This window comes from Pseudomonas sp. Ag1, from assembly GCF_000278565.1.
Lineage (GTDB): Bacteria > Pseudomonadota > Gammaproteobacteria > Pseudomonadales > Pseudomonadaceae > Aquipseudomonas.
Window position 1 is genome coordinate 228,858 of record NZ_AKVH01000111.1, and the last position, 13,902, is coordinate 242,759.

Annotated in this window: 12 protein-coding genes; 8 read left to right on the top strand and 4 right to left on the bottom strand. The window is 60.0% G+C overall.

All coding sequences use genetic code 11. From position 1 onward, the window contains the following. The 3 genes from A462_RS03695 to A462_RS03685 all read right to left on the bottom strand — a co-directional run bounded on the left by A462_RS03695 (position 1) and on the right by A462_RS03685 (position 3,104). On the bottom strand, positions 1-921 hold the full coding sequence (locus tag A462_RS03695) for an SPFH domain-containing protein (RefSeq protein ID WP_003213925.1): 921 nt from the start codon (positions 919-921) through the stop codon (positions 1-3). 56 nt (positions 922-977) lie between these two features. Continuing rightward, complete coding sequence (locus tag A462_RS03690; protein ID WP_008438900.1) at positions 978-2,681, bottom strand: GspE/PulE family protein; 1,704 nt, start codon at positions 2,679-2,681, stop codon at positions 978-980. 84 nt (positions 2,682-2,765) lie between these two features. Then, positions 2,766-3,104 carry a hypothetical protein gene (locus tag A462_RS03685; RefSeq protein ID WP_008438901.1) on the bottom strand — a complete coding sequence of 113 codons (339 nt, stop codon included), beginning with the start codon at positions 3,102-3,104 and terminating at the stop codon, positions 2,766-2,768. A gap of 127 nt (positions 3,105-3,231) precedes the next feature. Here A462_RS03685 and A462_RS03680 point away from each other — a divergent pair, with 127 nt between their 5' ends. Beyond that, positions 3,232-3,702 carry an Lrp/AsnC family transcriptional regulator gene (locus A462_RS03680; RefSeq protein ID WP_008438902.1) on the top strand — a complete coding sequence of 157 codons (471 nt, stop codon included), beginning with the start codon at positions 3,232-3,234 and terminating at the stop codon, positions 3,700-3,702. A gap of 56 nt (positions 3,703-3,758) precedes the next feature. Here the strand turns inward: A462_RS03680 and A462_RS03675 are convergent, their stop codons facing one another. Further along, positions 3,759-5,126, bottom strand: a complete 1,368-nt coding sequence (locus tag A462_RS03675; protein WP_008438903.1) for a CYTH domain-containing protein — start codon at positions 5,124-5,126, stop codon at positions 3,759-3,761. A 158-nt stretch (positions 5,127-5,284) separates the two neighbouring features. Here A462_RS03675 and argE point away from each other — a divergent pair, with 158 nt between their 5' ends. From argE to ssuD, 7 genes are all read left to right on the top strand, one after another. Next, complete coding sequence (gene argE / locus A462_RS03670) at positions 5,285-6,433, top strand: acetylornithine deacetylase (RefSeq protein ID WP_003213916.1); 1,149 nt, start codon at positions 5,285-5,287, stop codon at positions 6,431-6,433. Positions 6,434-6,569: 136 nt separating this feature from the next. Next, entirely contained in the window at positions 6,570-7,868 is a 1,299-nt protein-coding gene (argA, locus tag A462_RS03665) for an amino-acid N-acetyltransferase (RefSeq protein WP_003213914.1), read from the top strand. A 592-nt stretch (positions 7,869-8,460) separates the two neighbouring features. Further along, positions 8,461-9,819, top strand: coding sequence for an OprD family porin (locus A462_RS03660; protein WP_003213912.1), 1,359 nt, complete (start codon positions 8,461-8,463; stop codon positions 9,817-9,819). 273 nt (positions 9,820-10,092) lie between these two features. Continuing rightward, complete coding sequence (locus A462_RS03655; protein WP_008438904.1) at positions 10,093-10,731, top strand: peroxiredoxin; 639 nt, start codon at positions 10,093-10,095, stop codon at positions 10,729-10,731. A 317-nt stretch (positions 10,732-11,048) separates the two neighbouring features. Next, entirely contained in the window at positions 11,049-11,642 is a 594-nt protein-coding gene (gene ssuE, locus A462_RS03650) for an NADPH-dependent FMN reductase (protein WP_003213909.1), read from the top strand. Positions 11,643-11,750: 108 nt separating this feature from the next. Next, positions 11,751-12,719, top strand: coding sequence for a sulfonate ABC transporter substrate-binding protein (locus A462_RS03645; RefSeq protein ID WP_003213907.1), 969 nt, complete (start codon positions 11,751-11,753; stop codon positions 12,717-12,719). A gap of 25 nt (positions 12,720-12,744) precedes the next feature. After that, positions 12,745-13,893 (top strand): FMNH2-dependent alkanesulfonate monooxygenase, encoded by a 1,149-nt coding sequence (ssuD, locus tag A462_RS03640; protein WP_003213905.1) that lies wholly within the window; start codon positions 12,745-12,747, stop codon positions 13,891-13,893. The last annotated feature ends 9 nt before the right edge of the window (positions 13,894-13,902 follow it).

Genomic DNA, 13,902 nt, shown 5'->3' on the forward strand with positions numbered 1-13,902 from the left:
TCAGGCTTTCTTGTTGTCGAAGGTTGCCTTGACGATTTCGCCGATGCCGCCGACTGCGCCAATCACCTGGCTGGCTTCCAGCGGCATCAGGATCACCTTGCTGTTGTTGGCCGAGGCCAGCTTGCCCAGTGCGTCGATGTATTTCTGGGCGACGAAGTAGTTGATGGCCTGCACGTTACCGGTGGCGATGGCTTCCGATACCACTTGAGTGGCGCGGGCTTCGGCCTCGGCCTGACGTTCGCGGGCTTCGGATTCCAGGAAGGCGGCCTGACGACCACCTTCGGCCTCCAGGATCTGCGCCTGCTTCTTGCCTTCGGCGGTCAGGATCGCGGAGGCTCGCAGGCCTTCGGCCTCGAGGATCTGCGCACGCTTGATCCGCTCGGCCTTCATCTGGCCGGACATGGCGGCCATCAGGTCGGCAGGCGGGCTGATGTCCTTGATCTCGATCCGGGTGATCTTGATGCCCCACGGTGCGGTGGCTTCGTCGACGGTGCGCAGCAGTTTTTCGTTGATGCCGTCACGCTGGCTGAGCATCGCATCCAGCTCCATGGAGCCGAGCACGGTACGGATGTTGGTTTGCAGCAGGTTGCGGATGGCGTGTTCGAGGTTGTTCACCTCGTAGGCAGCCTGGGCGGTATTGACCACCTGGAAGAAGCACACGGCGTCGATCTGCACCGTGGCGTTGTCAGCGGTGATGACTTCCTGGGGTGGGATATCCAGCACGCTTTCCATCACGTTGATCTTGCGACCGATGCGGTCCATGACCGGAATGATGATGTTCAGGCCGGGCTTGAGGGTGTTGGTGTAGCGGCCGAAGCGCTCGACTGTCCACTGGTAACCCTGCGGGACCACCTTGAAACCCATGAAGAGGATGGCGACGGCCAAGCCTACAAAAAGAAGCAGTACGGTTCCGATCTGCATAACGATTCCTTGTCTGGTGACGGTGAAGCGAGGTTTTTCCGATTGTAACGGTGTTGTCACGGATAAGGACGGATTACCGCGCCATCGATCAAAGGATTTGTTTCTGAATCCCCAGGCGTCACTCGCAGTACCTCTTCAAGTGTTGTCAGTCCTGCCATTACCTTGCGCATACCGGCGGACCGCAAGCTGCACATTCCCTGGTCAAGGGCCGCCAGACGCAGGGCCTGGAGGTCGGTGCCCGGGCTGACCAGAGCCTTGAGGCGATCGTTCATCAGCATGATCTCGTAGACCCCGGCTCGACCCCGATAGCCACTTTCCCGGCACTCGCCGCAACCCACTGCCTGATGGACCTGCCCGGCTTGCCGCTTGCAGTGCGGGCACAACAGTCTGACCAGGCGCTGGGCCATCACCCCCAGCAGCGTGGCATTGATCAGGTAATGGGGAATGCCCAGTTCCAGCAAGCGGCTGATGGCGCCGGGCGCATCGTTGGTGTGCAACGTCGACAGCACCAGGTGCCCGGTCAGGGCGGCCTGGATCGCCATTTCTGCGGTTTCCAGGTCGCGAATCTCGCCGATCATGATGATGTCCGGGTCCTGGCGCATCAGGGCGCGGATGCCGCTGGCGAAGGTCAGGTCGATGTTGTGCTGCACCTGCATCTGGTTAAAGGCCGGCTCCACCATCTCGATCGGGTCTTCGACGGTGCACAGGTTGACCTCGCGAGTGGCCAATTGCTTGAGCGTGGTGTACAGCGTGCTGGTCTTGCCGGAACCGGTAGGGCCGGTGACCAGGATGATGCCGTTGGCCTGGCCGGTCATGGATTGCCAGCGTTGCAGGTCATCGTTGGAAAGTCCCAGTTGCTGGAAATCCTTGTGCAGCACCTGCGGGTCAAAAATTCGCATCACCAGCTTTTCGCCGAAGGCTATGGGCAAGGTCGACAGGCGCAGCTCCACTTCCCCGCCCGTGGGGCTTTTGGTCTTCACCCGGCCGTCCTGGGGTTTGCGTTTTTCCGCCACGTTCATCCGGCCCAGGCTTTTCAGGCGGCTGACCACCGCCATCGTCACCTGGGATGGGAATTGATAGACGTCATGCAGCAGCCCGTCGATGCGAAAACGCACGCGCCCCTGATCGCGTCCGGGTTCGATATGGATATCACTGGCCCGCTGGCCAAAGGCGTACTGCAACAGCCAGTCGACGATGTTGACGATGTGCGCGTCGTTGGCGTCGGGCTCCTGGTCGCTGGCGCCGAGATTGAGCAGTTGTTCGATATTCGGCGCGCCGGAGGTTTTTTGATCAATGGCGCCGCTGACCGATTTCGCCAGTCGGTAAAACTCCACGGTGCAGCGCTGGATCTCCTGGGGATTGGCCAGCACCCGCTTGATGGAGCGCTTCAACACCTGAGCCAGGCCTGCTTCCCAACTACTCACGTAAGGCTGGGCACTGGCGACGGTAACGCTGTGGGCGTCGACCGCAACCGCCAGGATCTTGTGGCGCTGGGCAAAGGCGTATGACATCAGCGGCACCACCGCCGCGACGTCGATTTTCAACGGGTCGATACGCAGGTAGGGCTGGCCGCAGTGGCGGGCGAGCCATTCGGTCAGCATTTCCAGAGACGGCCCCTGGCTGGCAATGCATTCCAGGGGATGCAGCCCACTGTTCGCCGGTAGAGCCAGGTCGGCGGGCACCAGGCCCTGGTCGATCAGGGCAGGCAACAACTGATGGATTTCCAGCCAGCGATCCTGGGGATTTGGCGCAACGGACATGGTGACGTTCCTGGGCAACGATTAGGCGTAGTCCTCAGGCTAGTCACGCTTTGCGCTTCGGCCTCCGGGGTTTATTGCAGGCTTTTACTGACCGGCCGCCTGAACCGCCAGAGGCCGCGCAGCATCTGCCGGGCGCAGCTCCAGCGAGCACACACTGATCAGGTTACGAAGTTTTTCGCCGATCACCTGGGCCCGGTGCCAGCTCAGGCCATCCATCACGATATCGATCGCCAGCAGGTCGTCTTCACGCTGCACGCTCACCTGACGTGGCACCAGGAACTGCAGGGCAAAATAGTTGAGCACCCGGCACAACACGTCGGGTTCAGCCTCGGCGAGCATTTGATAGTGCGCCTGGCAGTGGGCATTGCTGACGGCCCAGGCGTCAACGCGTTGGGCGGGGTGGGAGGCTTCGACGACGTGCATGATGATTCTCCGGATTCGACTGGAGAAATTTTTGCATTCGTTGCGGGAGATTTCTTATCTAAAACAGCCTGTATTGGCTTATAAGAGAATCATGTAATTCTTTAAATCATGATTAATGGGTATTTCTATGCACGCTGAATTGGACGTGTACGACCGGCGCATTCTCGCGCTGTTGCAGGAAGACGCTTCGCTCTCCAGCGCGCAGATCGCCGAAAAGGTCGGCCTGTCGCAGTCGCCGTGCTGGCGCCGGATTCAGCGGCTGAAAGAGGAGGGTGTGATTCGCGGCCAGGTCACCCTGCTGGATCGCAAGAAAATCGGCCTTAATACGCAGATTTTTGCCGAGGTGAAACTCAACGCCCACGGCCGTTCCAACTTCACTGAATTCACCGAGGCGATTCGCGGTTTTCCGGAAGTGTTGGAATGTTATGTGCTGATGGGGGCGGTGGACTTTTTACTGCGGATCGTCACGTCGGACATCGAGGCGTATGAGCGGTTTTTCTTTGAGAAGCTGTCGATGGTGCCGGGGATTCAGGAGGTCAACTCGATAGTGGCCTTGTCGGAGATCAAGTCCACCACGAGTTTGCCGGTGTTGCGCTGATAGTTGTCCTGGCCTGATTTTAGTGAAGAGGGAGCAAGCTCCCTCGCCACAAGGTTTTACAGGCGCAGCAGGGTTTTCCAGGCGCGATTCTGATACACCGCAATCGCCTGATGCATCCGCGCATCCAGCGACTCATCGGTGATCGGCTGGTTGGCCAGGTGCGCCAGCTTGTTCAGCTCGCCATACAAACGGTCCAGCTCGGCGATATCCAGCACCTGGCGTGCATGGTGCAGCCAGGCCAGGATGCGTTCGATACGCGGCAGTTGCTCGGCCAGGTCTTCCGGCTGTTGCTGGTAGCGCGGCAGTTGCAGGGCAACGGCGTCATCGGCCAGCAGGCGCGGCAGCCAGTTGGCCAGCTGTGCAGCGCCCTGGCGATTGCCACGCACGTTGCGATCCGCGGCCCAGGTGCGGGCCAGCAGCCAGCGGGAAGTGGTCAGGGAGAACAAACCCCAGCGCACGTCTTCCAGTTCTTCGGCGAACTGCTCCGGCGCGGCCTTGCGGATGTCTTCATCGTCGTCACCGGCCTGGACCAGCGGACGCCAGTCTTCCAGCAAGGCGTCCAGTGCGGCGCGCAATTCGCTGGTGGACTGACGCGGTGCGGCCTGGCCGAGGCTGCCGAGCAGGGCCCGCAGTTCGCCGAGGTTTTCCACCCAGTCCTGCAGCAGGCGCCAGTGGCCGTTGAAACGGTATTGCTCGGCCAGGCGCTGGCTGCTGCCCAACAGATGCCACATGACGGCAGCAAATGCGTCGTCCAGCGGCATTTCGGCGTGCAGCAGCGGTGCCGGCAGGCTCAGGGAGTAGCTGTTGGCGTCGAACAGGCGATAGCCACGCTCGGCCTTGCTGATATCGCACGGCATCAGCGCCAGGGTCGCGGCCAGTTCAGCGGCCAGCTCCAGCAGGGCGGCCGGGTCGCCTTCGCGCAGTTCCAGTTCCAGCTCGCAGATTTCTTCTTTCTGCTTGCCGGCAACCACGTGGCCCAGGTCCAGGGCGGCTTCGATCACCACCTTGGCCTTGCCGCGGCCCCAGGCGATTTCAGCGCGTTCGCGGACGAAATCGGTGGTGAAGATCGGCTTGAGGGTCTTTTTGTCCAGCTCGGCCAGTTGCTCGGGCCAGCATTCGCCGTCGAGTTTCTTCACGTCGAGCTTGGCTTTGGCCAGGTCCCAGTTGTACTCATTGCGTTCCGACAAGCCGGCGACGCTCTGGCCACGGGTCTTGAGGGTCTGGATCACTTCGTCGCCGTCTTTGCGCAGGCGCAGGGCCACTTTGGCCTGGGCCAGGTCGCGTTCCGGGGTGTCGAAGTACTGGTTCATCAACTCACGGCGTTCCCAGCCACTTTTGTTGCGTTTTTTCAGTAACGGGTGCTCACGCAGCGCGGCGAGGGTTTCGCGGCTGACACGGAGCTTGATTTCGGTTTCTTTCTGCATGGCCGGAAAATCCAGGATCGGGAGCGCAGCCGGGGAAAAGAGTGGCTGCCAAGGTCGTGCAGTGTACAGGACTGAGCCCGGCAACGTGCCGCAACGGTTTATTGTGTCACTCAGATAGCTCTATGATGGGGTTCGTCCGGGAAGTTGAGAGACAGCGCATGCCTTTACCGTCCATGAAAGAACAATTCGCCGCGCTGATTGCCGCGCCTTCGGTCAGTTGTACCCAGGCCTCTCTCGACCAATCCAACCGCCCGGTCATCGATTTGCTCGCCACCTGGCTGGCAGACCTGGGCTTTGCCTGCGACATCCAGCAGGTCAGCCCCGGTAAATTCAACCTGTTGGCCAGTTTCGGCACCGGCCCTGGCGGCCTGGTGTTGGCGGGCCACAGTGACACCGTGCCGTACGACGGCGCCCTATGGCAGACCGATCCGCTCAAGCTGACGGAAGTCGACGGCCGCTGGGTAGGACTGGGCAGCTGTGACATGAAGGGCTTTTTCGCCCTGGTGATCGAAGCCGTCCAGCCGCTGCTCGACCAGCCTTTCAAGCAGCCGCTGCTGATTCTTGCTACCTGCGATGAAGAAAGCTCCATGGCCGGTGCTCGTGCACTGGCCGAGGCGGGTCGTCCCTTGGGCCGTGCGGCGGTGATCGGTGAACCCACCGGCCTCAAGCCCATCCGCTTGCACAAGGGCGTAATGATGGAGCGCATCGATATCCTCGGGCGCAGCGGCCATTCGTCGGACCCAAGCCTGGGCCACAGTGCCCTCGAAGCTATGCACGACGCCATTGGCGAACTGCGTGGCCTGCGCCTGGCCTGGCAGCGCGAATACCGCAATCCGCAGTTCAGCGTGCCGCAGCCGACCATGAACTTCGGCTGCATCCACGGTGGCGACAACCCCAACCGCATCTGCGGCCAATGCTCCCTGGAATTCGACCTGCGGCCCCTGCCGGGCATGGATCCCCAGGTGCTGCGCGCTGCCATCCGGCAGAAGCTCGAACCCTTGGCCGAGCGCCATCAGGTGAAGATCGACTACGCGCCGCTGTTCCCCGAAGTGCCGCCGTTCGAGCAGGCCGAGGATGCAGAGTTGGTGCGGGTAGCTGAACGACTTACCGGTCATCGCGCCGAAGCAGTGGCGTTCGGCACCGAAGCGCCTTATCTTCAGCGCCTTGGTTGCGAGACCCTGGTGCTTGGCCCTGGCGATATCGCCTGCGCCCACCAGCCAGGCGAGTACCTTGAAATGTCACGCTTGACGCCTACAGTGCGTCTATTGCGTGAACTGATTCAACATTACTGCCTGACACCTGCATAAATTAACCCCTGCCCATCCGTACATAGAAGGAGAGCGAGCGTGTCGCCAAGCCTGTTCCGACGATAACCAACAGCCCGCTGTGCGTTTTTGCGATTCATCCATTTTTGGCTGCTTTTTATTACAGGCCCAGGTTTTTATGCCCGAATACGTCAATTGGCTTCGTCACGCTTCGCCTTACATCAATGCCCACCGGGATTGCACTTTTGTCGTCATGCTGCCGGGCGATGGTGTAGAGCACCCGAACTTCGGCAATATCGTCCACGACCTGGTGCTGCTCCACAGCCTGGGCGTGCGACTGGTGCTGGTCCACGGTTCGCGCCCGCAAATTGAAACCCGCCTCGCCGCCCGCGGCCTGACCCCGGCTTACCACGAAGGCTTGCGCATCACCGATGCCGCAACCCTGGAGTGCGTGATCGATGCGGTCGGCCATTTGCGCATTGCTATCGAAGCGCGCTTGTCGATGGACATGGCCTCTTCGCCGATGCAGGGCTCGCGCCTGCGGGTGGCCAGCGGCAACCTGGTGACGGCGCGCCCGATCGGTGTACTTGAAGGCGTCGACTATCACCACACCGGCGAAGTGCGCCGGGTCGACCGCAAGGGCATCAACCGGCTGCTGGACGAGCGTTCCATCGTGCTGCTTTCGCCGCTGGGCTACTCGCCTACCGGCGAAATCTTCAACCTCGCCTGTGAAGACGTCGCCACCCGCGCGGCCATCGACCTGGGCGCGGACAAGTTGCTGCTGTTCGGTGCCGATCTCGGCCTGATCGACGAGCACGGCCGCCTGGTGCGTGAATTGCGGCCGCAACAGGTGCCCGCGCACCTGCAACGCCTGGGCAACAACTACCAAGCCGAATTGCTGGACGCGGCCGCCGAGGCTTGCCGGGGCGGCGTAGGGCGCAGCCACATTGTCAGTTATGCCGAAGATGGTGCCTTGCTGACCGAGCTGTTCACCCGGGATGGCGGCGGTACGCTGGTGGCCCAGGAACAGTTCGAACTGGTGCGCGAAGCGGCGATTGAAGACGTCGGCGGGTTGCTGGACCTGATCAGCCCGCTGGAAGAGCAGGGGATTCTGGTGCGTCGTTCCCGGGAAGTGCTGGAGCGGGAAATCGAGCAGTTCAGCGTGGTGGAACGTGAAGGCATGATCATCGCCTGTGCGGCGCTGTATCAGATAGCCGACTCCGACGCAGGCGAGCTGGCGTGCCTGGCCGTGAACCCGGAGTACCGCCATGGCGGTCGCGGTGACGAACTGCTGGAGCGCATCGAGACCCGTGCCCGGGCCCAGGGTTTGAAGACGCTCTTCGTGCTGACGACCCGTACCGCCCACTGGTTCCGCGAACGTGGTTTTGTGCCGAGCACGGTGGATCGCCTGCCGTCGGCGCGGGCGTCGTTATACAACTATCAGCGTAATTCGAAGATTTTCGAAAAGGCGTTGTAAGGCTAAGGGGCGAGGGGGCAATCCTCTCGCCTGTCACTTTGGCGAGTCGTGCTCCTCGGCGGACGCATCGGCCCTGAACACAGGGTTTGCCAATTTATACATATAACTGACATCAAAGTGACATTATCACCGGGTACGGTGAGGTGGATTGCTGGGACGGCAGAAAAGTTTCATCGATACAAAAACTGTAACAAATTGACGGAATGATGTGCGTTTGGCCATGATGGCGTCGCGTTTTTGATCGTGAGTGACGTATGACCCCGTTTGGTCAACACAAAACGATCTAAAAAAGCGCAAAGACATACTCTTTCGGAAAACCCTTATGGAGCGGCATCGCCTGTCGGCTTGACCGTCCCATGGAAAGCGTTATTCCTGAATGGTATGAAAAAGGACGAAACAATTCTTTTTGGGTGTATGAAAAACTCATTACCCTGCAAGGACCAAATTAACTGCGGTTAGACGAAAGTAGTAGACACACAAGGTTACGATTGACTTGTCAGTCACTATCCGGTGCTAATCGCGCATCTGTGGATCGAGGGCGTCAGACCCGAGACCTAAGAAATACAAAAATTAGAAATGAGAGGAGCGGTACATGAAGAAGTCAACATTGGCGTTGGCCGTAGCTTTGGGGGCAATCGCCCAACAAGCAGGCGCCGCTGGTTTTATCGATGACAGCAAGATCACGCTGGGCGTACGTAACTTTTACATCAACACCGACAACCGCGATCTGAAGCCATCGGCTACCTCGAACACCCGCAGCAAAAACGCTGAATGGGGTCAGGGTTTCGACCTGCGTTTCATCTCGGGTTTTACCCAAGGTACTGTGGGCTTCGGTCTTGACGCCATCGGCCTGTACGGCGTGCGTCTGGATTCCAGCCGCGCTGATCACGGCAACTACACTGGTACTGCTTCCGGCGGCACCGTGTTCCCAAGTGATGGCAACAAGGCCGTTCACGATTTCGCCAGCCTGGGCGTGACCGGTAAGGTCAAGATCTCCCAAACCGTGCTGAAGATCGGTACCTTGCAGCCGAACAACCCGGTGATCAAGACCAACGACGGTCGTCTGTTGCCACAAACCTTCCAGGGCGGCGAGATCTCTTCGAACGAGTTCAAGGACCTGACCCTGACTGCTGGTCAGATCGAGCACTCCAAAGGCCGTAACTCCAGCAACAATGAAGGTCTGTCCCTGGCCGGTGCCAACGGCAGCTCGAACTACGACGCTGGTAACTTCGTCAACAAGTTCTACTACGCCGGTGCTGACTACAAAATCAACAAAGACCTGACCGCTTCGTACTACTTCGGCGAGCTGAAGGATTTCTACTCTCAGAACTTCCTGGGCCTGGTCCACAACTGGGCGATCGGTCCTGGCGTCCTGAAAAGTGACCTGCGCTACTACCGCAGCCGTGACAACGGTGCCAACGGTGATACTGCCGGTTACTACACCTCCGGCTACTACTCGGATCATCCGACCAACGCCACCAAGGTCAAAGGTAAGGTCGACAACGACCTGTACAGCTACCTGGCGCTGTACTCGGTTGCCGGTCACACCTTCGGTGCTGGCTACCAGTACACCAAGGGCGACAGCGACTTCCCTTGGCTGAACCAAGGTGACGGCTCGTCTAACAGCACCATCACCGACATGCAAATCCAGAAGTTTGCCCGTGCTGGCGAACGTACCTGGCAAGCTCGCTACGCCTATGACTTCGCCAAGATCGGCGTACCTGGCCTGACTGCCGGTGTGGTTTACCTCAAAGGTAGCAACATCGACACCACCGTCGGCGAGCGTAACGAGTGGGAACGCGACCTGACCCTGGCTTACGTTGTTCCAGAAGGTCCGCTGAAAAACCTGGGCGTTGCCTGGAAAAACGCGATGTGGCGTACCGACCTGGCGAACACCCGTTCCCAGGACGAAAACCGCGTAATCCTCAGCTACACCTACGCGTTCAAGTAAGAGCGTAAAACCTTGCCCGGCGCAATGCCGGGCAGGGTGCTTTACTTTTCAAGCCGGGCTCAACCCCCGCAAGCCCGTCCTGAACCCCTCTTTGTACAGCGTCTCAAGGCCTTCTCGAACCTTGAAGCAGATGTTGATCCACGCCCGTTGCCAAGTCCAATGAACAGATTTTTAATATTCCTTTATCGTCTAGATAAATCGATATTTATTCTTTTTAAATAATCCGCGACACAGGCACAGTGGGCTCCATAAGCACTCATCAGGAGCCACACCATGAGCCTCAGACTGGGCGACATCGCCCCCGACTTTGAACAGGATTCCAGCGCCGGCAAGATTCGCTTCCACGAGTGGCTGGGCGATAGCTGGGGTGTGCTTTTTTCCCACCCGGCGGACTTCACCCCGGTGTGCACCACCGAGCTGGGTTTCACCGCCAAGCTCAAGGATGAATTCGCCAAGCGGGGCGTCAAGGCCATTGCGCTGTCGGTGGACCCGGTGGACTCCCACCACAAGTGGATCGAAGACATCAACGAAACCCAGAACACCATCGTCAACTTCCCGATCCTGGCCGACGCTGACCGCAAGGTCTCCGACCTGTACGACCTGATCCACCCGAATGCCAGTGACACCCTTACCGTGCGTTCACTGTTCGTGATTGATCCGAACAAAAAGATTCGCCTGACCATCACCTACCCGGCCAGCACCGGTCGCAACTTCCACGAAATCCTGCGGGTGATCGACTCGCTGCAACTGACCGACAACCACAAAGTCGCGACCCCGGCCAACTGGCAGGACGGTGACGAAGTGGTGATAGTGCCGTCGATCAAGGACGAGGAAGAGATCAAGAAACGCTTTCCGAAGGGTTACCGGGCGGTGAAGCCGTACCTGCGGCTCACCCCTCAACCGAATCGCTGACACACAACCACATGTGGGAGCGGGCTTGCTCGCGAATGCGCACTGTCAGTTGATGCATCTTTGAATGACACACCGCTTTCGCGAGTAAGCCCGCTCCCACACTTGCGCGCATTTCAAGTCTCACATAGCAGGGGTTTTACGGCCGTTTCGACGGCCTTTTTTTATGCCTGCGATTTAGTCGGCAGCATATGCATTTAAAGAATAAACAAATGAAAAAATAAGATTTATAGATATATAAATTGGCTGATATGGTCTGTCCCATCTTGGCGCCATCGCCACATAGCGAACCGCCGACACTTTCCAAAGGAATTTCCTACATGCTGGTCGTAACACTTGGTGGTAGCCCCAGCCAACGTTCCCGGTCCGGGGTCTTGCTGGATCACACCCGCAACTGGTTGCAGCAACAAGGCGTGGAAGTGGTGAGTTATCAGATACGGGACTTCCCGGCCGAAGACTTGCTGCACGCGCGGTTCGATAGCCCGAAAATCATCGACCTGTTGCAGCAAGTGGCGAACGCCGATGGCCTGGTGATTGCCACGCCGGTGTACAAGGCTTCGTTTTCCGGCGCGCTGAAAACCATCCTCGACCTGCTGCCTGAACGCGCCCTGGCCCACAAAATAGTGTTGCCGATGGCCACCGGCGGCAGCATCGCCCACATGCTCGCGGTGGACTACGCGCTGAAGCCGGTGCTGTCGGCATTGAAAGCCCAGGAATTGCTCCACGGGATTTTCGCCGAAGACAGCCAGATCGCCTACGGCGAAGGCAGCGCCCAGGCGCAACTGGTGCCGGTGCTGGAACAACGCTTGAGCGAGGCCCTGGAGACGTTCTACAGCGCCATGGCCCGCCGCCCGAAACCCCTTGACCCCAATGTGTTGAATGAACGTTTGTTGAGTGCTCGCTGGAGCATTTAAGCCTTACCCAGCTTTACCTGAATTCGACAAGTACTACTCACCTTACTCAGCCGCCAACGGCCAAGCAGGTGCAGCCAACCCCCTAATCGTATATTTGGAGAGAGCGCCATGCGCACTGTCATCTTGCGTCGTGGTCTGGTCGCACTGTTTGCTGCGGCTGTGTCCTTCGGCGCCATTGTTCAAGCCCAGGCCGCCGAAACCTTGCGGATCGGCTATCAGAAATACGGCACCCTGGTGCTGCTCAAGGCCAAGGGCTCGCTGGAAAAGCGCCTGGCCGAGCAGGGCGTGCAAGTGCAGTGGACCGAGTTTCCCGGCGGCCCGCAGCTGCTGGAAGGGTTGAACGTAGGCTCCATCGACTTCGGCGTGACGGGTGAAACCCCGCCAGTGTTCGCCCAGGCTGCCGGTGCCGATCTGCTCTACGTCGCCTATGAACCGCCGGCGCCTACCAGCGAAGCGATCCTGGTACCGAAAGACTCGCCGATCAAATCGGTGCAAGACCTCAAGGGCAAGAAAGTCGTCCTCAATAAAGGCTCCAACGTGCATTACCTGCTGGTACGTGCCCTGGAAGATGCCGGCCTGAAATACACCGACGTGCAGACCGTGTTCCTGCCGCCCGCCGATGCCCGCGCCGCGTTCGAGCGTGGCAGCGTCGATGCCTGGGTGATCTGGGACCCGTACCAGGCAGCCGCCGAGAAGCAACTGCAAGCCCGCACCCTGCGTGACGGCACCGGCATTGCCGACAACCATCAGTTCTACCTGGCCACCAAGCCGTACGCCGAAAAACACCCTGAAGTGATCAAGACGCTGGTGGAAGAAGTCCGCGCCGTGGGCGAATGGTCCAAGGCCAACCCGGAACAAGTCACCGAACAAGTTGCTCCGCTGCTGGGCCTGCCGGCCGACATCACCCTGACCTCGGTAAAACGCCAGGGCTACGGTGCGCAGTTCCTGACGCCAGAAGTGATCGCGGCGCAGCAGAAAATCGCCGACAGCTTCTACCAACTCAAATTGATCCCCAAACCCTTGAGCATCAAGGACGTGATCTGGACACCACCTGCCGCCGTTGCCAAAGCGCCGTAATCCGACTTCTTCAGGAGACAACTCCATGAGCCTCAATATTTTCTGGTTTCTGCCTACCCACGGCGACGGCCATTACCTTGGCACCGCCGAAGGCGCTCGCGCCGTTGATCACGGTTACTTGCAGCAAGTGGCCCAGGCGGCCGACCGCCTTGGCTTCGGCGGGGTACTGATCCCCACCGGCCGCTCCTGCGAGGATTCGTGGCTGGTGGCGGCGTCGCTGATCCCGGTGACCCAACGCTTGAAATTCCTTGTCGCGCTGCGCCCCGGGATCATTTCCCCGACGGTGGCTGCGCGTCAGGCCGCGACCCTGGATCGTCTGTCCGGCGGCCGCGCGTTGTTCAACCTGGTGACCGGTGGAGACCCGGATGAATTGGCCGGCGACGGTTTGTTCCTGAGCCATGAAGAGCGTTACCAGGCGTCGGTGGAGTTCACCCGCATCTGGCGCCGCGTACTGGAAGGCGAGACCGTCGATTACGACGGCCAGCACATCAGCGTCAAAGGCGCCAAGTTGCTCTATCCGCCGATCCAGCAACCGCGCCCGCCGCTGTATTTCGGTGGCTCCTCCGAAGCGGCCCAGGACCTGGCAGCCGAACAAGTGGAAATGGTCCTGACCTGGGGCGAGCCACCGGCCGCGGTGGCGGAAAAGATTGCACAGGTTCGCGCCAAGGCCGCCAAGCTCGGACGTACCCTGCGCTTCGGCATTCGCCTGCATGTGATCGTGCGTGAAACCAACGCCGAAGCCTGGCAGGCCGCCGACAAACTGATCTCCCATGTGGACGATGAAACCATCGCCCGCGCCCAGGCGTCGTTGTCGCGCTTTGATTCCGTAGGCCAGCAACGCATGGCCGCCTTGCACGGCGGCAGTCGCGACAACCTGGAAGTCAGCCCCAACCTGTGGGCGGGCGTAGGCCTGGTACGCGGTGGCGCCGGCACGGCACTCGTGGGCGATGGCCCGACCGTGGCCGCGCGGGTGAAGGAATACGCGGACCTCGGTATCGACACCTTTATCTTCTCCGGCTACCCACACCTGGAAGAGTCGTATCGCGTAGCGGAGTTGCTATTCCCGCACCTGGACATCGAGCGTCCCGAGCTGCCGAAAGGCGCCGGCTACGTCAGCCCGTTCGGCGAAATGGTCGCCAACGACATTCTTCCCAAAGCTGCGTCCCAGAGCTGAGGCGCCGCC

Bases quoted from the DNA above. Each gene is read 5' to 3' on its own strand.
- A462_RS03695 (WP_003213925.1), bottom strand. From the start codon at position 921: ATGCAGATCGGAACCGTACTGCTTCTTTTTGTAGGCTTGGCCGTCGCC.
- A462_RS03690 (WP_008438900.1), bottom strand. From the start codon at position 2,681: ATGTCCGTTGCGCCAAATCCCCAGGATCGCTGGCTGGAAATCCATCAG.
- A462_RS03685 (WP_008438901.1), bottom strand. From the start codon at position 3,104: ATGCACGTCGTCGAAGCCTCCCACCCCGCCCAACGCGTTGACGCCTGG.
- A462_RS03680 (WP_008438902.1), top strand. From the start codon at position 3,232: ATGCACGCTGAATTGGACGTGTACGACCGGCGCATTCTCGCGCTGTTG.
- A462_RS03675 (WP_008438903.1), bottom strand. From the start codon at position 5,126: ATGCAGAAAGAAACCGAAATCAAGCTCCGTGTCAGCCGCGAAACCCTC.
- argE (WP_003213916.1), top strand. From the start codon at position 5,285: ATGCCTTTACCGTCCATGAAAGAACAATTCGCCGCGCTGATTGCCGCG.
- argA (WP_003213914.1), top strand. From the start codon at position 6,570: ATGCCCGAATACGTCAATTGGCTTCGTCACGCTTCGCCTTACATCAAT.
- A462_RS03660 (WP_003213912.1), top strand. From the start codon at position 8,461: ATGAAGAAGTCAACATTGGCGTTGGCCGTAGCTTTGGGGGCAATCGCC.
- A462_RS03655 (WP_008438904.1), top strand. From the start codon at position 10,093: ATGAGCCTCAGACTGGGCGACATCGCCCCCGACTTTGAACAGGATTCC.
- ssuE (WP_003213909.1), top strand. From the start codon at position 11,049: ATGCTGGTCGTAACACTTGGTGGTAGCCCCAGCCAACGTTCCCGGTCC.
- A462_RS03645 (WP_003213907.1), top strand. From the start codon at position 11,751: ATGCGCACTGTCATCTTGCGTCGTGGTCTGGTCGCACTGTTTGCTGCG.
- ssuD (WP_003213905.1), top strand. From the start codon at position 12,745: ATGAGCCTCAATATTTTCTGGTTTCTGCCTACCCACGGCGACGGCCAT.